17 protein-coding genes are annotated in these 19,863 nt (G+C 62.2%); 15 read left to right on the forward strand and 2 right to left on the reverse strand.

The genetic code is table 11. The annotated features are described in order from the left end of the window. The first annotated feature begins 205 nt into the window (after nucleotides 1-205). From nudB to PAN31117_RS19720, 7 genes are all read left to right on the forward strand, one after another. On the forward strand, nucleotides 206-670 hold the full coding sequence (gene nudB / locus PAN31117_RS19690) for a dihydroneopterin triphosphate diphosphatase (RefSeq protein WP_150739696.1): 465 nt from the start codon (nucleotides 206-208) through the stop codon (nucleotides 668-670). A 46-nt stretch (nucleotides 671-716) separates the two neighbouring features. Beyond that, complete coding sequence (gene clsB / locus PAN31117_RS19695) at nucleotides 717-1,883, forward strand: cardiolipin synthase ClsB (protein ID WP_150739697.1); 1,167 nt, start codon at nucleotides 717-719, stop codon at nucleotides 1,881-1,883. 184 nt (nucleotides 1,884-2,067) lie between these two features. Then, nucleotides 2,068-2,661, forward strand: coding sequence for a TetR/AcrR family transcriptional regulator (locus PAN31117_RS19700; protein WP_150739698.1), 594 nt, complete (start codon nucleotides 2,068-2,070; stop codon nucleotides 2,659-2,661). 48 nt (nucleotides 2,662-2,709) lie between these two features. Beyond that, the gene (locus tag PAN31117_RS19705) at nucleotides 2,710-4,497 is read left to right on the forward strand and encodes an acyl-CoA dehydrogenase C-terminal domain-containing protein (protein WP_150739699.1); all 1,788 of its coding nucleotides are present in this window, start codon (nucleotides 2,710-2,712) and stop codon (nucleotides 4,495-4,497) included. Nucleotides 4,498-4,514: 17 nt separating this feature from the next. After that, complete coding sequence (locus PAN31117_RS19710) at nucleotides 4,515-6,959, forward strand: 3-hydroxyacyl-CoA dehydrogenase/enoyl-CoA hydratase family protein (RefSeq protein ID WP_150665575.1); 2,445 nt, start codon at nucleotides 4,515-4,517, stop codon at nucleotides 6,957-6,959. A gap of 17 nt (nucleotides 6,960-6,976) precedes the next feature. Next, on the forward strand, nucleotides 6,977-8,176 hold the full coding sequence (locus PAN31117_RS19715; protein ID WP_046290873.1) for an acetyl-CoA C-acyltransferase: 1,200 nt from the start codon (nucleotides 6,977-6,979) through the stop codon (nucleotides 8,174-8,176). Between the two features lie 142 nt (nucleotides 8,177-8,318). Beyond that, nucleotides 8,319-9,086 carry an enoyl-CoA hydratase gene (locus PAN31117_RS19720; protein ID WP_039396125.1) on the forward strand — a complete coding sequence of 256 codons (768 nt, stop codon included), beginning with the start codon at nucleotides 8,319-8,321 and terminating at the stop codon, nucleotides 9,084-9,086. A gap of 142 nt (nucleotides 9,087-9,228) precedes the next feature. Here PAN31117_RS19720 and PAN31117_RS19725 read toward each other — a convergent pair whose 3' ends face one another. Beyond that, nucleotides 9,229-9,648, reverse strand: coding sequence for an acyl-CoA thioesterase (locus PAN31117_RS19725; RefSeq protein WP_039396128.1), 420 nt, complete (start codon nucleotides 9,646-9,648; stop codon nucleotides 9,229-9,231). Between the two features lie 140 nt (nucleotides 9,649-9,788). Between PAN31117_RS19725 and PAN31117_RS19730 the strand changes: the two genes are divergently transcribed. The 7 genes from PAN31117_RS19730 to PAN31117_RS19760 all read left to right on the forward strand — a co-directional run bounded on the left by PAN31117_RS19730 (nucleotide 9,789) and on the right by PAN31117_RS19760 (nucleotide 17,683). Further along, a complete protein-coding gene (locus tag PAN31117_RS19730) occupies nucleotides 9,789-11,702 on the forward strand; it encodes an ABCB family ABC transporter ATP-binding protein/permease (protein WP_150739700.1) in 1,914 nt (637 codons plus the stop codon). 106 nt (nucleotides 11,703-11,808) lie between these two features. Next, the gene (locus tag PAN31117_RS19735; protein ID WP_150739701.1) at nucleotides 11,809-12,765 is read left to right on the forward strand and encodes a LysR family transcriptional regulator; all 957 of its coding nucleotides are present in this window, start codon (nucleotides 11,809-11,811) and stop codon (nucleotides 12,763-12,765) included. Between the two features lie 310 nt (nucleotides 12,766-13,075). Then, entirely contained in the window at nucleotides 13,076-14,362 is a 1,287-nt protein-coding gene (locus PAN31117_RS19740; protein ID WP_039396137.1) for a Glu/Leu/Phe/Val family dehydrogenase, read from the forward strand. A gap of 164 nt (nucleotides 14,363-14,526) precedes the next feature. Next, a complete protein-coding gene (locus PAN31117_RS19745) occupies nucleotides 14,527-15,435 on the forward strand; it encodes a glutamate/aspartate ABC transporter substrate-binding protein (RefSeq protein WP_150739702.1) in 909 nt (302 codons plus the stop codon). A gap of 105 nt (nucleotides 15,436-15,540) precedes the next feature. After that, entirely contained in the window at nucleotides 15,541-16,281 is a 741-nt protein-coding gene (locus PAN31117_RS19750; protein ID WP_039396143.1) for an amino acid ABC transporter permease, read from the forward strand. Continuing rightward, on the forward strand, nucleotides 16,281-16,961 hold the full coding sequence (gltK, locus tag PAN31117_RS19755) for a glutamate/aspartate ABC transporter permease GltK (protein ID WP_039396146.1): 681 nt from the start codon (nucleotides 16,281-16,283) through the stop codon (nucleotides 16,959-16,961). Before PAN31117_RS19750 ends, gltK begins: the two co-directional genes overlap by 1 nt. Further along, nucleotides 16,958-17,683, forward strand: a complete 726-nt coding sequence (locus PAN31117_RS19760; RefSeq protein ID WP_150739703.1) for an amino acid ABC transporter ATP-binding protein — start codon at nucleotides 16,958-16,960, stop codon at nucleotides 17,681-17,683. The genes gltK and PAN31117_RS19760 overlap by 4 nt, the downstream gene beginning before the upstream one ends. Before the next feature lie 106 nt (nucleotides 17,684-17,789). On the opposite strand, the gene PAN31117_RS19765 is transcribed toward PAN31117_RS19760, so the two are convergent. Further along, the gene (locus tag PAN31117_RS19765; protein WP_039396153.1) at nucleotides 17,790-18,620 is read right to left on the reverse strand and encodes a class II glutamine amidotransferase; all 831 of its coding nucleotides are present in this window, start codon (nucleotides 18,618-18,620) and stop codon (nucleotides 17,790-17,792) included. A gap of 204 nt (nucleotides 18,621-18,824) precedes the next feature. On the opposite strand from PAN31117_RS19765, the gene pyrC reads away from it, so the two are divergent. Then, nucleotides 18,825-19,862: a dihydroorotase gene (pyrC, locus tag PAN31117_RS19770; protein ID WP_046290882.1), complete on the forward strand. Its 1,038-nt coding sequence runs from the start codon at nucleotides 18,825-18,827 to the stop codon at nucleotides 19,860-19,862. Nucleotide 19,863 lies beyond the last annotated feature (1 nt).

Consider the following 19,863-nt stretch of genomic DNA (forward strand, 5'->3'; position numbering starts at 1 on the left):
CGCCGGATAGATTTAGGCAAGCCAAACACTGCATCAAATCAGTCTTGCAAAAACGGGGGTGACCATAGATTTGTTTTCTGGCGTGCGCGATGTGGCAATGTCGGCAATTCGGGCGATGCGCACGCGTGATGCTCGGGATCCGTGCACCGCAACGTCGCGCAGGCCCTATACAATGCATCATCGCTGCCTGAACCCCGTTGCCTGCATGAAACCCTTCAAGATTCCCGAATCCGTGCTGGTCGTGATCTACACGCCGGCGCTCGACGTTCTGCTCATCGAGCGTGCCGATGCGGAGAATTTCTGGCAGTCCGTCACCGGCAGCAAGGATCAGCTCGACGAGCCGCTGGTCGAGACCGCAGCACGCGAAGTCTTCGAAGAAACGGGGATTCGCGTGGCAGACGGCACACCCGTGCCCTATGCGGCGCTGACCGACTGGCATCACGAGATTCAGTACAACATCTACCCGCGCTGGGCGCATCGCTACGCGCCGGGCATCACGCGCAACACGGAACACTGGTTCGGCCTGTGCGTCCCGGAAAACACGGTCGTGACGCTCTCGCCGCGCGAGCACGTCGACTATGTCTGGTTGCCGTGGGAAGCGGCCGCCGAGCGTTGCTTCTCCCCCTCGAACGGCGACGCCATCCGGCAGTTGCCGTTGCGCGTGCGCTGATCGTCCGCCCCATGCCCTGCGTGCCCATCGTCCGCCCGCCCAGCCGATGAGCAAATATCTGCCGTTCTCTCGCGACAACGAACTGGCACTGCTCTATCTCGGCGCGAACTACTTCACCGCCCTCATCGACGCCATCGACCGCGCCGAGCACGACGTGGCGCTCGAGACGTACATCTTCGAAGCCGACAACGCCGGGGAGAATGTCAGCGCCGCGCTACAGCGGGCGGCGCAACGGGGGGTCAAAGTGCGGGTGATCACGGATGGCATCGGCACCAGCCGACGCCTGCCGTTCTTCGACGCGTGGCGTGAGAACGGGGTGGCGCATCGCATTTACAACCCGCAACTCTTCGGCAAGTTTGGTTTCTCGCGCACGCATCGCAAGATCGCTATCGTTGACCACACGGTGGCGTTCGTAGGCGGCATCAACATCATCGACGACTACAACGGTGGTGGCGGAGGCGGCGGCACGCGCATGGACGACCCGCGCTGGGACTTCGCGGTGCAGTGCCGGGGACCCATCGTCGCCGAGATTGTCGCGGCGTTTCACCTTCAGTGGCAGCGTCTTGCTCCGGGGTATCTCGGTACGCCGTTTCGTCACCGTCGCCGGGGCTTGCGCGGGCGTTTGCACGCGCCCTATGCCGGTCAGGCCGCCTTCGTCGCGCGGGACAACCTCCACAATCGTCGCGCGGTCGAGAAGGCCTATCTGATGGCGCTGGGCCGGGCGCGTAACGAGGTCTGGCTCGCCAATCCGTACTTCGTCCCGGGACGCCGTCTGCGACGGGCCCTCACGCAGGCCGCCAGACGCGGCGTGTCCGTCCATCTGCTCATCGGTCGCAAGGAGTTTCGCCTGCTGGACACGGCGGTGCCGTGGCTGTACGCCAAGCTGCTCGACGCCGGGGTGCGCATCGGTGAGTACGACATGCGTCAGTTGCACGGCAAGGTGGCGGTGGTGGACGATGTCTGGGCGACGGTCGGTTCGTCGAATCTCGATGCGTTGTCCCTGTTTCTGAATCACGAAGCCAATGTCGTAGTGCTTGACGATCCCGTTGTCATCGAGCTGCGCGACCATATCCGCCGTGCGTTCGGGGAGGCGCGTCTGATCGACCCGGAGCGTTACGGCGAACGCTCGCGTTGGCGGCGCTTTCGTCAGTGGATGGCCTACCGGCTCTATCGCCTGGCGATGAAACTGCTCACGCGCGGCAAGTACGACTGAGCGGCGTCTGCCCCTCCCCAACCGCCTGCCCGCGCCCGCCGGGCCGGGGTCCAGGCCCAATGCCGATTAGGTATTCCGGTCTAATAAATTCCTTGTTACCCCATGGACGTTTCCCAATAATAGGACGGCCGTTCGATTTTTTGGTTAGCATCGAAGAACGGATAACCAAAGCGATGCAAAACATATGCGAAAGGGTGAACAGACACGTGCCGCGATCCTGAATGCCGCGCTTGAACTGGCGGGGCGCGACGGGCTTGAGGGGCTGACGATCGGCTTGCTGGCCGATCGTATGCAAATGAGCAAGAGCGGCGTCTTCGCGCACTTCGGGTCGCGTGAGGATTTGCAGATCGAAGTGCTGATGGAATACCACCGGCGCTTCGATGAGGAAGTGTTCGCTCCCAGCATGGACGCGCCGCGCGGCCTGCCGCGACTCAGAGCGCTGGTGGATCGCTGGATGGACAAGCGGATTCGCGAAGTGACGACGGGCTGCATCTATATCAGCGGCGCTGTCGAGTATGACGATCGCGCGGCCAGTCCGGTGCGCGAAGCCTTGGTGAAGAGCGTGCAGTTGTGGCGGTCCGCCCTGCTGCGCGCGATTACGCAAGCGAAGGAGGAGGGACATCTGCGCCCGGACACCGATCCGCGCCTGATGCTCTTTGAAATGTACAGCCTGACACTCGGCCTGCATCACGACGCGCGCTTCCTTCGGGACCCCGGCGCCGTCGACATGACCCGGGTGGCACTGGAAAAACTGATTTCGTCTTATCAGCGCGGGTGAGGCGCGAGCCGTCCGCGATTCGATTCGATTTGTTCGGAGGAGTAGGTCATGGGACAGTACAACGCGCCGCTGCGCGACATGCAATTCGTGATGCACGAACTGCTGGGCGTAGAAAACGAATTGAAGGCGATGCCGAAGCACGCGGACATCGATGCCGACACCATCAATCAGGTGCTCGAAGAAGCCGGCAAGTTCTGTAGCGAAGTCGTCTTCCCGCTGAATCAAGTGGGCGATCGCGAAGGCTGCAAATACGAAGGCGACGGCGTCGTCACCACTCCCACGGGCTTCAAGGCGGCCTATCAGCAATATGTCGAAGCCGGCTGGCCGTCACTGGCGTGCGATCCGGAGTTCGGCGGTCAGGGACTGCCGCAGGTCGTGAACAACGCCCTGTACGAAATGCTCAACTCGGCCAACCAGGCGTGGACGATGTATCCCGGCCTGTCGCACGGCGCTTACGAGTGTCTGCACGCCCATGGCACCCCCGAACAACAAGCCACCTATCTGCCGAAGATCGTGTCGGGCGAATGGACGGGCACGATGTGCCTGACCGAGCCGCACTGCGGCACCGACCTGGGCATGCTGCGCACGAAGGCCGAGCCGAACGGCGACGGTTCGTACGCCATCTCCGGCACCAAGATCTTCATCTCGGCGGGCGAGCATGACATGGCCGCCAACATCGTTCACCTCGTGCTGGCACGTTTGCCGGATGCGCCGCCGGGAACGAAGGGCATCTCGCTGTTCGTCGTGCCGAAGTTCATCCCCGATGCGAACGGCGCACCGGGCGAGCGCAACGGCATCAAGTGCGGCTCCATCGAACACAAGATGGGCATTCACGGCAACGCCACGTGCGTGATGAACCTCGACGGCGCGAAGGGCTGGCTCGTCGGCGAACCGAACAAGGGCCTGAACGCCATGTTCGTGATGATGAACGCGGCACGTCAGGGCGTTGGCATGCAGGGCATGGGCCTGACCGAAGTCGCTTATCAGAACTCGCTGGTGTACGCGAAGGAACGCATCCAGATGCGCTCGCTCACCGGTCCGAAGGCACCGGACAAGCCCGCTGATCCGATCATCGTGCACCCGGACGTGCGTCGCATGCTGCTCACGCAAAAGGCCTATGTGGAAGGCGGTCGCGCTTTCTCGTACTGGACCGCGCTGCACATCGACAAGGAACTGTCGCACGGCGACGAAGCCGAGCGTAAGGAAGCGGCCGACCTCGTCGCGCTGCTCACGCCGATCATCAAGGCATTCCTGACGGACAACGCTTTCGAGTGTACGAACCACGCCATGCAGATCTACGGCGGTCACGGGTTCATCTCCGAGTGGGGCATGGAGCAATACGTGCGCGATGCGCGTATCAACATGATCTACGAAGGTACCAACTCGATTCAGGCGCTCGACCTGCTCGGCCGCAAGGTGCTTGGCGACATGGGCGCGAAGCTCAAGAAGTTCGGCAAGCTCGTGTCGGACTTCGTGGAAGCCGAAGGCACGAAGGAAGAGATGCAGGAGTTCATCAATCCGCTCGCGGATATCGGTGACAAGGTCCAGAAGCTGACGATGGAAATCGGCATGAAGGCGATGGCCAATCCGGACGAAGTGGGTGCGGCGTCTGTGCCGTATCAGCGCGTGGTCGGCCATCTGGTCTTCGCGTATTTCTGGGCGCGCATGGCACGTATTGCACTGGACAAGCAAGGCAGCGGCGACAAGTTCTACGAATCGAAGCTCGCCACGGCGCGCTTCTACTTCGCCAAGTTGCTGCCGGAGACCGCGTCGCAAATTCGCATGGCCCGTGCCGGCGCGAAGACGCTGATGGAAGTCGACGTCGACCTGTTCTGAGAGCGGAGGAGATCACCGTGAGCCAAACCAACAAACCCCTGGTCGTACGCAAGGTCGCCGTGCTCGGCGCCGGCGTGATGGGTGCGCAGATTGCCGCGCACCTCGTCAACGCGAAAGTGCCCGTCGTACTGTTCGATCTGCCCGCCAAGGAAGGCCCGAAGAATGGCGTCGTCACGCGCGCCATCGAGAGCCTGAAGAAGCTGAGCCCTGCGCCGTTCGCCGACAAAGCCGACGCACAATACATCGAAGCCGCGAACTACGAGGACGACCTCGAAAAGCTCGCCGGTTGCGACGTGGTGATCGAAGCGATCGCCGAGCGCATGGACTGGAAACACGACCTGTACAAGAAGGTCTCGCCGCATCTGGCCAAGCACGCGATTTTCGCGTCGAACACGTCAGGCCTGTCGATCACCGAACTCTCGGAAGGTTTCGACGCCGATCTGAAGGCGCGCTTCTGCGGCGTGCACTTCTTCAACCCGCCGCGTTACATGCATCTGGTCGAATTGATCCCGACCGCAACGACCGCGCCGGAAATCCTCGATCAGCTCGAAACGTTCCTCACGTCCACGCTCGGCAAGGGTGTCGTGCGTGCGAAGGACACGCCGAACTTCATCGCGAACCGTGTCGGTGTCTTCTCGATTCTGGCGGTGTTCGCTGAGGCGCAGAAGTTCGGCATTCCGTTCGACGTCGTCGACGATCTGACGGGCAGCAAGCTCGGTCGCGCCAAGTCGGCCACGTTCCGTACCGCCGACGTGGTCGGGCTGGACACGATGGCGCACGTCATCAAGACGATGCAGGACGGCCTGAAGGACGATCCGTTTGCCCCGACGTACGCCACGCCGCCCGTGCTCAAAGCACTGGTGGAGAAGGGCGCACTGGGTCAGAAGACGGGTGCGGGCTTTTACAAGAAGGAAGGCAAGGTCATCAAGGTACTCGACCCGCAAACGGGTGAGTACGTCGAGTCGGGCAAGAAGGCCGACGAAATGGTAGCGCGCATTCTGAAGAAGGCGCCGGCGGAGCGTCTGCGCCTGCTGCGTGAATCGACCAACCCGCAGGCACAGTTCCTGTGGGCCGTGTTCCGCGACGTTTTCCATTACATCGGCGTGTATCTGGAGCAGATCGCCGACAACGCACGTGAAGTCGACTTCGCGATTCGCTGGGGCTTCGGCTGGACCACGGGTCCGTTCGAGGACTGGCAAGCGGCGGGCTGGAAGGACATCGCCCAGTGGGTGCAGGAAGATATCGACGCGGGCAAGGCCCTGTCGAACGCCCCGCTGCCCAAGTGGGTGACGGGCGGTAAGGTGGCCGAAGCCGGTGGCGTTCACACCGCGCAGGGCTCGTACAACCCGGCGAAGGACGCCTTCGTGCCGCGCAGCACGCTGCCGGTATATCAGCGTCAGGTGTTCCCTGCATCGCTTGTGGGTGAGGCCAGCGCCGATCCGCGCAAGTTCGGCAAGACCATCGAAGAGACCGACGCCGTGCGTCTGTGGGTCGACGAAACCCCGGGCCAGGACGACGTGCTGATCGTCTCGTTCAAGACGAAGATGAACACCATCGGGCCTGACGTCATCGACGGCCTGACCCGCGCTATCGATCTGGCCGAGCAGCAGTACCGCGGCGTGGTCGTGTGGCAGCCGACGTCGCTCAAGCTCGGCGCGCCGGGCGGTCCGTTCTCGGCAGGTGCCGATCTGGAAGCCGCCATGCCCGCCTTCATGATGGGTGGCGCCAAGGGTATCGAACCTTTCATCAAGAAGTTCCAGGACGGCATGATGCGTGTGAAGTACGCGCAGGTGCCGGTCGTCTCGGCCGTGTCCGGCATTGCGCTGGGCGGTGGCTGCGAACTGCTGCTGCATAGCGCCAAACGCGTGGCGGCGCTGGAGAGCTACATCGGTCTCGTGGAAGTCGGCGTCGGCCTCGTGCCGGGCGGCGGCGGCCTGAAGGAAGCGGCGATCCGCGCGGCCGAAGCGGCCACCGCCGCCGGTAGCGTCCAGTATCTGCAATTCGTGACGAAGTCGTTCACCAACGCCGCGATGGCGAAGGTCTCGGCCTCTGCGCTCGACGCTCGCGACATGGGCTATCTCAAGCCGTCGGACACCATTGTCTACAACGTGCACGAACTGCTGTCGGTCGCCCGCAACGAAGCGCGCGCGCTGTCGGTTGCCGGGTATCGTCCGCCGCTCAAACCGGCAGGTATTCCGGTGGCAGGCCGCTCGGGCGTGTCGACGATCAAGGCGTCGCTCGTGAACATGCGCGACGGCAACTTCATCTCGGCGCACGATTTCCTGATTGCCTCGCGCATTGCCGAAGCCGTGTGCGGTGGCGACGTCGAAGCGGGCAGCCTCGTGAACGAAGAATGGCTGCTGGCGCTTGAGCGTCGCGCCTTCATCGAACTGCTAGGCACGTCGAAGACCCAGGAACGCATCATGGGCATGCTGCAGACCGGCAAGCCGGTGCGCAACTAAGCCGACCGGAGACTGACATGAGCAAACAACTGCAAGACGCCTATATCGTTGCCGCCACGCGTGCGCCGATCGGCAAGGCACCCAAGGGCAGCTACAAGAACACGCGTCCGGACGATCTGCTCGCGACCATCCTCAAAAGCACGCTCGCTCAGGTGCCGGATCTCGATCCGAAGGTCATCGAGGACGCGATCATCGGCTGCGCCATCCCCGAAGCCCAGCAGGGCCTGAACGTGGCGCGTATCGGTGCGCTGCTCTCGGGACTGCCGAACACGGTCGGCGGCGTCACCGTCAACCGTTTCTGCGCCTCGGGCCTGACCGCACTGGCGATGGCGGCCGACCGCATTCGTGTGGGCGAAGCCGACGCCATGATCGCCGGCGGCATCGAAAGCATGAGCATGGTGCCGATGATGGGCAACACACCGTCGCTCTCGCCATCGATCTTTGAGCGCGATGAGAACGTGGGCATCGCCTACGGCATGGGGCTGACGGCGGAGAAGGTCGCGCAGCAGTGGGGCGTGACCCGCGAAGCGCAGGACGCCTTTGCGCTGGCGTCGCATCAGAAGGCCATCAAGGCACAGCAGGCCGGTGAGTTCACCAACGAGATCACGCCGATCGAGATCGTCGAGCGTTTCCCGAATCTGGCGACGGGCGAAGTGTCGGTCAAGACGCGTACGCTCTCGCTCGACGAAGGTCCGCGTCCCGATACGTCCATCGAAGGGCTGGGCAAGCTGCGTCCCGTGTTCGCGAACAAGGGGTCGGTGACGGCCGGTAACAGTTCGCAGACGTCGGACGGCGCCGGTGCGCTGCTCGTCGTGAGCGAAAAGATCCTCAAGCAATTCAACCTCACGCCGCTCGCGCGTTTCGTGTCGTTCGCCGTGCGCGGCGTGCCGCCCGAGATCATGGGCATCGGGCCGAAGGAAGCGATTCCGGCGGCGCTTCGTGCTGCAGGGCTGAGCCAGCAGGACATGGACTGGATCGAGCTGAACGAAGCGTTCGCTGCGCAGGCGCTCGCCGTCATCAAGGATCTGGACCTCGACACCAGCAAGGTCAACCCGATGGGTGGCGCGATTGCGCTGGGTCACCCGCTGGGCGCGACCGGCGCGATTCGTGCTGCAACCGTGGTGCACGCGCTGCGCCGTCACAACCTGAAGTACGGCATGGTGACGATGTGCGTGGGCACCGGTATGGGCGCGGCGGGCATCATCGAGCGCATGTAAGGCAGACGCCGCCCGTGCATGGGCGGCACGCCAGACACTACGATTGACGACGGCTCAGGACGCCGGGGTGCGGTTTCGCGAATGCGTGGCTGCCCCCGGCGTCGTCATCTGTCGCTATTGAGACACCGAGGAGACACACACGATGGAAGACGTATTGGTGCAGCGTCAGGGCGCGGTGCAGGTGCTCACGCTCAACCGCGTTCAGAAGAAAAACGCGATCACCGCCGACATGTATCAGGCGCTCGCGGACGGGATCAACGAAGCCGAAGACGACGCCTCGCTGCGCGTGATTCTGATTCAGGGCCAGCCCGAAGCCTTCTCGGCGGGCAACGACCTCGAAGATTTCCTGAAAAATCCGCCGAAGGACGAGAGCGCGCCCGTGTTCCAGTTCCTGCGTGCGATCAGTCAGGCGACCAAGCCGATCGTGGCGGCCGTGGCGGGCAATGCCGTCGGCGTGGGTACGACGATGCTGCTGCACTGTGACGTCGTCTACGCGGCCGATTCGGCCCGCTTCGCGCTGCCGTTCTCGCAACTGGCACTGTGCCCTGAAGCGGCGTCGAGCTGGCTGCTGCCACGTGTGTCGGGCTATCACCGCGCCGCCGAGAAGCTGCTTTTCGGTGAGCCGTTCGACGTGAACGAAGCGGTCGCCATGGGCTTCGTCAACCGGATCGTGCCTGCGGCCGAACTGGCAGAGTTCGCTGCAAAGCGTGCCGCGCAACTGGCCGCCATGCCTGCCGGGTCGCTGCGCGTGACCAAGCAACTGATGAAGGCTGACGGCGCAAGCGACGTACAGGCACGCATTGGCGAGGAAGGTGTTGAGTTCGCCAAGCGCTTGCTGTCGCCCGAGGCCCGTGAAGCGTTCACGGCCTTCTTCGAGAAGCGCAAACCGGATTTCACGAAGATTTCGTAAATTCAGCCGCTTTCGGACCGTCTGTCCGTCCGTTGAAAAGACAAACGCCGCAGGCCCCGATTCGCGAGGGGTGCGGCGTTTTTTTGCGTCTGACACCTGTCGGACGGCCGCGCAGGGCTACCGTCCCCCAGAGTCAATTACGTCAACTGACGGCTTCGAGCTTCGGCAGCGGGCGCGGGCGGCGGTCTTCGTCGGTCGCCACGTACGTCACCATGGCCTCGGTCACTTTGACGATCTCGTGCGACAGGCGCATGCGCTGGGCGTACGCCTCGACATAGACGGTAATCGACGTGTTGCCCGTTTTGACGATGGTGGCGTAGAAGCTGAGCAAGTCGCCGACGAAGACCGGCTCCTTGAACAGGAACGAATTGACGGCGATGGTTGCCACACGGCCGTTGGCGCGTTGTGCGGCGGGGATCGAGCCGGCGATGTCGACCTGAGACATGATCCAGCCGCCGAAGACGTCGCCATGGGCGTTGGCGTCGGCGGGCATCGGCATCACGCGCAACGCCAGTTCTTTTTCTTCGGGCAGGGCCGTGAGGGCAGGGGTCGGGGTACTCATGAGGTTCCTTGCTAGAGCGGGAAAGCCGGCCGGCGTCGATTTGGCGGGGTTCAGCGCACGTCGCCGGGTTCTGCGAAAATACGTCATCGACGATTCTAGCGGAAAGCCCTCTCCCGAGCCGGACGCCGCCCCACCCCACCATGAGACGTTTTACTCCGGCCGAGCCCGCGCCGGCGGCTTCCGGCAAGCCCAATGCCGCCAAACCGGCGCGCGGCGACTGGCAGGTCATCAAATCCCTGATTCCCTATCTGATGGAGTTTCGCGGCCGCGTCACGCTGGCGCTGTCGTGCCTGATCCTGGCGAAGGTCGCCAACCTCGGCGTGCCGGTCATCATGAAGCACATCGTCGACGCCCTCGGCCCGGTGGCGTCGCTCTCAGCCACGGCGCGCGCCACGAACGATCCGAGCCTGATCGTCGTGGGCGGCCTTGGCATTCTGGTGATCGCCTACGGTGTGGTGCGCCTGTCGACGTCGCTCTTCACCGAGCTGCGCGAAATTCTGTTCTCGAAGGTGACGGAAAGCGCCGTGCGTCAGATCGCGCTCAAGGTGTTCCGGCATCTGCACGCCCTGTCGCTGCGCTTCCATCTGGAGCGGCAGACGGGTGGCATGAGCCGCGACATCGAGCGGGGCACACGAGGCATCCAGTCGATGATCTCGTACTCGCTCTACAGCATTCTGCCCACGCTCATCGAAGTCGCGCTGGTACTCGGCTTCTTCGTCGTGCGCTACGAGGCGTTCTACGCCATCGTCACGCTCGTAGCGCTCGTGTTCTACATCGCCTTCACGGTGAAGGTCACGGAGTGGCGCACACACTTTCGCCGCACGATGAACGAACTCGATTCGAAGGCCAACGCCCGTGCCATCGATTCGCTCATCAACTACGAGACGGTGAAGTACTTCGGCAATGAAGCCTTCGAGACGCAGCGCTACGACGAGAACCTGAAGCGTTATCGCGCGGCCGCCATCCGTTCGCAGAACTCGCTGTCGGTGCTGAATTTCGGCCAGCAGGTGATCATCGCCAGCGGGTTGATTCTGATTCTGTGGCATGCCACGCAGGGCGTCATGAGCGGACGCATGACGCTCGGCGATCTCGTGCTCGTCAACACGTTCATGTTGCAGCTCTACATTCCGCTGAATTTCCTCGGCGTGATCTATCGTGAGCTCAAGCAGGCGATGACCGACATGGATCGCATGTTCACGCTGCTCGACGTGAATCGCGAAGTGGCCGATCCGCCGGGCGCGCAACCGCTGGTATGCAATGGCGGCACTGTGCGATTCGAACACGTGAACTTCGGCTACGAGCCGGCGCGCCAGATTCTGCACGACGTCGATTTCACCATTGCGGCGGGCACGACCACGGCCGTCGTCGGCCACAGTGGCTCGGGCAAATCGACGCTCTCGCGTCTGCTGTTCCGCTTCTACGACGTAGGCTTCCCGGGACTCGACGGCGGACGCATTTCCATCGACGGCCAGGACATTCGTAACGTCACTCAGGATTCGCTGCGCGCCGCCATCGGCATCGTGCCGCAGGATACGGTGCTGTTCAACGACACGATCTACTACAACATCGCGTACGGCAATCCGTCCGCATCGCGCGAGCAGGTGATTGCCGCGGCGCGCGCGGCGCATATTCACGACTTCATCGAAAGTCTGCCCGCCGGTTATGAGTCGATGGTCGGTGAGCGCGGACTCAAGCTCTCCGGCGGCGAAAAACAGCGCGTGGCGATTGCGCGGACCATCCTCAAGAATCCGCATATTCTGATTTTCGACGAGGCGACGTCGGCACTCGATTCGCGCTCGGAACAGGCGATTCAGACGGAGTTGCGCAACATCGCACGCGAGCGGACGACGCTCGTCATCGCGCACCGTCTCTCGACGGTGGTGCATGCGGCGCAAATCATCGTGCTCGACAAGGGACGCATCGTGGAGCGCGGTACGCACGATCAGTTGCTGCACGCCGAAGGCCTCTACGCACAAATGTGGGCGTTGCAGCAGCAGCGTCGCGGCGGGGAAGGGGATGCCGAGGCATCGCACTTCGCCACGGTGGTGTCCTGAGCGCGATTGTGCGCAATTCGGCGTGGGGATGACGGGCACGGGTCTGTCATCCCGGCAGCCGATTGAGTAGACTGGCGCACTGACATCGCCTGCGCGGGAGTACCGCATGGAAATCAAGTGGCTCGAGGACTTCGTGTCCCTCGCCAAGACGAACAGTTTCAGCCGCTCGGCGGAATTGCGTCACGTGACGCAGCCCGCGTTCTCGCGGCGTATCCAGTCGCTCGAAGCGTGGCTGGGCAGCGAACTCATCGACCGTTCCAGCTATCCGACGCGCCTCACGCCCGCCGGCGAGGTCTTCTACGAGCAGGCGCTAACGTTGCTTGCGCAGGCGCAGGAAGCCCGCGCGTTGCTGCGCGAACAACGCTCCGCCGACCATTCGGTGATCGACTTCGCCGTCCCCCACACGCTCTCCATGACGTTCTTCCCGCGCTGGCTCAAGCTGCTGGAGAAGCGTCAGGGCTTGCTGCGCAGCCGTCTGCGTGCGCTCAACGTGCACGATGCGGCCATGTCGCTCACCGATGGCGGCTGCGATCTTCTGATGTGCTACTACCACCCGAGCCAGCCACTGCAGCTCGACTCGGCGCGCTACGAGATGATCGTGCTCGGCAGTGAGCGCTTCAGTCCGTACAGCGCCCCGGCCGCGCAAAAGCGTGCCCGTTTCAAGTTGCCCGGAACCCCCGAAGCGCCGGTGCCGTATCTGGCTTATACGTCGAACGCCTACCTCGGCCGGATGGCCGATCTGCTCGTAGGGGACGTGTCTAGCCGTCCGCATCTGGACAAGGTCTACGAAACGGACATGGCGGAAGCGCTCAAAGCGATGGTGCTCGCCGGACACGGCGTGGCGTTCCTGCCCGAGAGCGCGGTGGTCGACTCGGTGGCGCGCGGCGAACTGATCGACCTCGCGCCGCCGGGCAAAACCACAACGCCCTGGCATCTGGACATGGAAATTCGTCTGTATCGCGATCGGCTCGCCCATACGGACGCGAGCAACCGCCGCGAGCGCGCCAAGCGCGACGTCGTCGAAGCCTTCTGGCAGGCCGTTCGGGATCAGGTCAAAGGCTAAGTCTCACGCCTCTCAAATGGCTGCGGAACCCCGTCGGATAGGCATCATCAATAGACCGGATATGGAGTAGGGCTACGCCGCGAGAAAGGCTATTCGCATCCGGTAAGGACGTCCCCGTTGACGTGCGATCACGGCGATTTGCCTGACGTACCGGCAAAATGAGGGGATGCTCACATCTATGCAGGAAATGCATAGATGCATGTTTATTCGGCATTGGATTGTTAATCGGGGTTCTTTGTAAAGTGCCAGCCATTCGTGTCGCTGGCGCGGTGTGTGCCGGCGGTGCAGATTGAAGCCGGAGAATCCAACGATGTCTCAAACGTCACATGCCTTGCCCTCTTACCTCGACGCCGAACACCTCGGTCCGTGGGGTAACTACCTCCAACAAGTCGACCGCGTTACCCCCTACCTCGGTTCGCTCTCGCGCTGGGTCGAAACCCTCAAGCGCCCGAAGCGTATTCTCGTGGTCGACTGCCCGATCGAACTCGACAACGGCACCATCGCCCACTTCGAGGGATATCGCGTTCAGCACAACACCTCGCGCGGCCCCGGTAAGGGCGGCGTGCGTTTCCACCAGGACGTGACGCTGTCCGAAGTCATGGCCCTGTCGGCCTGGATGTCGGTCAAGAATGCGGCGGTGAACGTGCCCTACGGCGGCGCCAAGGGCGGTATCCGCGTGGACCCGCGCAAGCTTTCGCGCGGCGAGCTGGAGCGTCTGACGCGTCGCTACACCAGCGAAATCAACATCATCATCGGGCCGACGAAGGACATTCCGGCACCGGACGTCAACACCAATGAGCAGATCATGGCGTGGATGATGGACACCTACTCGATGAACGAGGGTTCCACCGCCACCGGCGTCGTGACCGGCAAGCCGATTTCGCTGGGTGGCTCGCTGGGCCGCCGCGAAGCGACCGGCCGTGGCGTGTTTGTGGTGAGCTGCGAAGCAGCCCGCCGCCTGGGCATGGACGTGCGCGGTGCGCGTGTGATCGTGCAGGGCTTCGGCAACGTGGGCGGTATCGCCGCCCGTCTGTTCCATGAAGCCGGCGCGCATGTCATCGGCGTGCAAGATCACACCGGCACGATTTACAAGTCGGACGGCCTCGATGTGCCGAACCTGCTCAAGCACGTGGCCGAGACCGGCGGCGTGGGTGGCTTCCCGGCCGCGGAAACCATGAAGGACGAGGAATTCTGGTCGCTCGACTGCGAATTCCTGATCCCGGCCGCGCTGGAAAACCAGATCACAGAGAAGAACGCCGACCAGATCCGCGCCAAGGTCGTGGTGGAAGGCGCTAACGGCCCGACCACGACGGCTGCGGACGACATCCTGCGTAGCAAGAACATTCTTGTGGTGCCGGACGTGGTCGCCAACGCTGGCGGCGTGACTGTGTCGTACTTCGAATGGGTCCAGGACTTCTCGAGCTTCTTCTGGACGGAAGAAGAAATCAACCAGCGTCTGGAGCGCATCATGCGCGAGGCATTCGACGGCGTGTGGCACGTCGCGCAGGAGCACCAGGTTTCGCTGCGTACAGCCGCATTCATCGTCGCGTGTAGCCGTATTCTGCAAGCGCGTGAAATGCGCGGTCTGTACCCCTGATCGATAGGGTATAGTCCGGCTAAGTAGTAGTACGCATTCGTGCGTAAAAAGGAACGTTCGGGGCGAGTTACGTCAAAAAAGACGCTCGTTCCGAACAATCGAGAATAAAAAAATCGGTAATTGCAGTGCTAAAATGCACTGGTTTTTGCCAAGGAGACCAAGGAATGACCCTCTCGAAAATTGCGTTGGCGATGTGCTGTGTTGGCCTGATGGCAGGTGCTGCTCAGGCTCAGGAAGCCGGTACCCTCAAGAAGATCAAGGACACAGGCGTCATTTCGCTGGGAAACCGCGAATCGTCGATTCCGTTCTCGTTCTATGACAACAACCACAATGTTGTCGGTTATGCCAACGACGTCGCTCAGGCGATCGTTGCTGAAGTCAAGAAAGACCTGAAGCTGGCGAAGCTGGACGTCAAGCAGACGCCGATCACGTCGCAGAACCGCATTCCGCTGGTTCAGAACGGCACGATCGACATCGAGTGCGGTTCGACCACGAACAACGCCGACCGTCAAAAGCAGGCTGCCTTCTCGAACACGTTCTTCATCATCGGCACGCGTCTGCTGACGAAGAACACGTCGGGCGTGAAGGAATTCGCGGACCTGAAGGGCAAGAACGTTGTCACGACGGCTGGCACGACGTCTGAGCGTCTGCTGCGCGAGATGAACCAGAAAGACAACATGGGCATGAACATCATCAGCGCGAAGGACCACGGCGAAGCCGCCATCACGCTGCATCAGGGTCGTGCCGTGGCGTTCATGATGGATGACGCACTGCTCGCAGGTGAACGTGCCAAGTTCAAGGATGCCAAGGACTACAGCATCGTCGGCAAGGCTGCTTCGTACGAAGCGTATGGCTGCATGATGCGCAAGGACGATCCGGCGTTCAAGAAGGTGGTGGACAAGGCTGTCGCCGACTATCAAAAGTCGGGTCAGGCACAGAAGGACTACGCTAAGTGGTTCCAACAGCCGATTCCGGCACTGGGTGGTGTGAACATGGACTTCGCACCGTCGGCTGAAATGGCCGCCCTGTGGAAGAATCCGAACGACAAGGCCGATGTCGACGGCGCCAAGTAAGCCAGCAGGCTCACTGATTCGCCAGGCGTAAGCCGGTAATTCCGAAGCGGAAGGAGTCAATCCTTCCGCTTCTTTTTAAGCAAGACAAGTAGAAGAGGGGAGATCATGGCTTTCGGTCTCGATTTCAGTTTTTTCTTCCAGCCGGTCGCAACCGGTGAGGACAGCACTTACTTCGGTTGGGTGCTCTCGGGTCTCAAGCTCACGCTTGAGGTCGGCCTCGGCGGCTGGATCATCGCGCTCGTCATCGGCTCCGTGCTCGGGGTGATGCGCACCATTCCAAACAAATGGATTTCCGGATTTGCAGCGGCTTACGTCGAACTGTTCCGGAACATCCCGCTGCTCGTGCAGTTGTTCTTCTGGTATTACGTGGCCCCCGACTTCCTGCCGGAAGCCGTTCGCCAGTGGCTGTTCTCGCTCAATCCCGCTAACGTCTCGCTGCTCACCGGTGTGATCGGTCTGGGCCTCTTCACGGCGGCTCGGGTTTGCGAACAGGTGCGCTCCGGTATCAATTCGCTACCGAAGGGCCAGAAGAATGCCGGTCTCGCGATGGGGCTGACGCTCCCGCAGACCTACCGCTTCGTGTTGCTGCCGGTCGCGTTCCGTGTGGTGATTCCGCCGATTACGTCGGAGTTCGTCAACATCTTCAAGAACTCGGCTGTGATTTCGACGGTGAACCTGCTCGAACTGACGGGCCAGGGCAAGCAGCTTATCGACTACACGGCGCATAGCTACGAGTCGTTCATCGTTATCACGGTGGCTTACATGATCATCAACATCGCGGTGCTGGTGCTCATGCGCTTCATCGAAGCCAAGACCCGCCTGCCGGGCTACATCGGGGGCAAATAATGTTCGAGATCTTCGCATGGGGCGGTGTCGTCGACGCTTGGCCTCTGCTCGTCAAGGGCATGATCACCACGCTGCAGGTCACGGCGCTCGCCGTGGTCGTCGGCATCATCTGGGGCACGCTGCTCGCGATGATGCGTCTGTCGGGCGTGGCGCCACTCAAGTGGTTCGCGGATCTGTACGTGAACGTGTTCCGCTCGATTCCGCTGCTGATGGTGCTGCTGTGGTTCTTCCTGATCGTGCCGCAGGTGCTGCGTTCGTTGCTCGACGTGCCGCCGACGTGGGATATCCGGATGGTCTCGGCGCTCGTGGCCTTCTCGCTTTTTGAAGCGGCGTATTATTCGGAAATTATCCGCGCCGGTATTCAGAGCGTGTCGCGTGGTCAGATGTCCGCTGCTTTCGCGCTGGGCATGTCGTACTGGCAGGCGATGGGCCTCGTGGTGCTGCCGCAGGCGTTCCGCAACATGGTGCCGTTGCTGCTCACGCAGGGCATTATTCTGTTCCAGGATACCTCGCTCGTGTACGCGATCGCCCTGTCCGATTTCTTCGGCATGGCGTACTCGGTCGGTCAGCGTGACGGCACGCTGCCCGCCATGATTGTGTTTGCCGGGGCGGTCTACTTTGTGATCTGCTTCACGGTTTCGATGTTGGTTAAACGTCTTCAAAAGAGGTTGGCGAAATGATTACCCTTAAAAACGTCTCCAAGTGGTACGGCCAGTTCCAGGTGCTCACGGACTGCTCCACTGAAGTCAAGAAGGGTGAAGTCGTGGTGGTGTGCGGCCCGTCGGGTTCGGGCAAGTCCACGCTCATCAAGACCGTCAACGGTCTGGAGCCGATCCAGCAAGGCGAGATCATCGTCGATGGCACGTCGGTCGCGGATCCGAAGACGAATCTGGCCAAGCTGCGCTCGCGCGTCGGCATGGTGTTCCAGCACTTCGAACTGTTCCCGCACCTGTCGATCACCGAAAACCTGACGCTCGCACAGGTCAAGGTGTTGGGTCGCAGCAAGGAAGCGGCACGCGACAAGGGCCTCAAGCTGCTTGAGCGCGTGGGCCTGAAGGCGCACGCTCACAAGTTCCCGGGCCAGCTCTCGGGCGGTCAGCAGCAGCGTGTGGCCATCGCCCGTGCCCTGTGCATGGACCCGATCGCCATGTTGTTCGACGAGCCGACCTCGGCGCTCGACCCGGAAATGATTAACGAAGTGCTCGACGTGATGGTCGAACTGGCCCAGGAAGGCATGACCATGATGGTGGTCACGCACGAAATGGGCTTTGCCAAGAAGGTCGCCAACCGCGTGATCTTCATGGATCAGGGCATCATCGTGGAAGACGTCCAGAAGGACGAGTTCTTCGCGAATCCGAAGACGGACCGCGCCAAGGACTTCCTGGCCAAGATCCTTCACTGATCGCCGCCAGCGCAGGAATGAAAAAAGCGTGCCTTCGGGCACGCTTTTTTTATGGACGTCGACGCGAGAGACCCCCTTCGCTGCGGGGCCGCCCGCAGTTACTCGATCACTGGCAGGCCGTGTTTTGCGCGTTGCGCAGACGGACCGCTTCCGGAATCGGCACCACGGTGCGCAGCGTCGGCGCGCCTTTCTCGAACAGTATGAGTTCGCCTGGCTCGAACGTTGTCCAGACTTCGTTGTCGGTGAGTGGTGCCGTCGCGATCACCGCGACGCGATCGGCCGGGGTGGTGAACTTGGCGAAATCGATCTCCCAGTCGGCGTCGATCAGGTGCGCCTTCGTGAACGGCCACTGACGGGCGATGAAATGCAGCCGGGTCGAGCAGTGCGCGATCAGGGCCTGACCGTTCGAGAGCACGAAGTTGAACACGCCGTGGCGCGTGATCGTGCGCGTGATGTCTTCCACCGCGTGGAACAGTTCGTCGAGCGGCGGTTGCGAGCCGGGGAAGCGCTTGCGCAGGCCCTGCATGATGTCGCAGAAGGCGCGCTCGCTGTCCGTCGTCCCCACCGGTTGATAGACGCCCGAGAGAAACGGGTCGTAATCGTGCAGATCGCCGTTGTGGGCGAAGATCCAGTGGCGTCCCCAAAGCTCGCGCTGGAACGGATGGCAATTCTCCAGCTCGACGATGCCTTGCGTGGCCTTGCGGATGTGGGCGATGACGTTCTTGGACTTGATCGGGTACTTCTTGACCAATTCGGCGATGGGCGAGTTGGCCGCTGCCTGATGATCGATGAACAGGCGGCAGGCCTTGTCCTCGAAGAACGCAATACCCCAACCGTCGGCATGGTGATCCGTGCCGCCCCCACGCGCCGCGAAACCGGTAAATGAGAACGTGATGTCGGTCGGTTCCGCGCAATTCATTGCGAGCAGTTGGCACATGGGACGGGCAAATCGATGATTGGCTGCGCACGTCGTGTCTGAGCGCCGCAACCGTTACAATATGGGGTTACAGAAGCATAGCACCGGCCTCTGTGCACGTACATTCCCGCCCAGGCGGTCCGTCGCGTCGACGCGTCACTCGTTCGCACTTCGCAGCTACGGTCGCATTGGGCTAGACGTCCCTCCTGCCCCCGGAAAACGCCCATGAGCACCGAACTGACTATCACCCGTCCCGATGACTGGCACTTGCACGTACGCGATGGCGACGTGCTCAAGAGCGTGCTGCCCGACAGCGCCCGCCAGTTCGGCCGCGCGATCATCATGCCGAACCTGAAGCCGCCGGTTACCACGACCGAACACGCGGCCGCGTATCGCGAGCGCATTCTCGCCGCACGCCCGGCTGGCAACACGTTCGAGCCGCTCATGACGCTGTACCTCACCGATAACACCCCGGCCGAGGAGATCCGTCGCGCGAAGGCATCGGGCTTCGTCCACGGCGTGAAGCTTTATCCGGCCGGTGCAACGACGAATTCGGACGCCGGTGTGACCGATCTGGCCAAGTGCCGCGGCGCGCTCGAAGCCATGCAGGACGTCGGCATGCCGTTGCTCGTGCACGGTGAAGTGACGAGTTCGGACATCGACATCTTCGATCGTGAAAAGGTGTTCATCGATAAGGTGATGTCGCCGCTACGTCGCGATTTTCCGGGACTGAAAGTCGTTTTCGAGCACATCACGACGCAGGACGCCGCCGAATACGTTGCGTCTGCCGAGGGCCCGATTGCCGCCACGATCACGCCGCACCATCTGCTTTACAACCGCAACGCCATCTTCACCGGCGGTATTCGTCCGCACTATTACTGCCTGCCGGTACTCAAGCGCGAGACGCATCGCGAAGCCCTCGTGAAGGCCGCCACATCGGGCAGCCCGCGCTTTTTCCTCGGTACCGACAGCGCGCCGCACGCCCGTGGCGTGAAGGAAGCCGCATGTGGCTGCGCCGGTTGCTACACGGCGCTGCACGCCGTGGAGCTTTACGCCGAGGCGTTCGACAAGGCGGGCGCACTCGATAAGTTCGAGGCGTTCGCGAGCTTCTACGGCCCGGACTTCTACGAACTGCCGCGTAATGCAGACAAGGTCACGCTGGTGCGCGAAGACTGGACGCTTCCGGCGGAACTGCCGATGGGCGATCAGACCGTCGTGCCGCTGCGTGGTGGTGAAGTCATCGGCTGGAAGTTCAAGGGCTGAG

The sequence above is a fragment of the Pandoraea anapnoica genome (assembly GCF_902459765.1).
Classification (GTDB): domain Bacteria; phylum Pseudomonadota; class Gammaproteobacteria; order Burkholderiales; family Burkholderiaceae; genus Pandoraea; species Pandoraea anapnoica.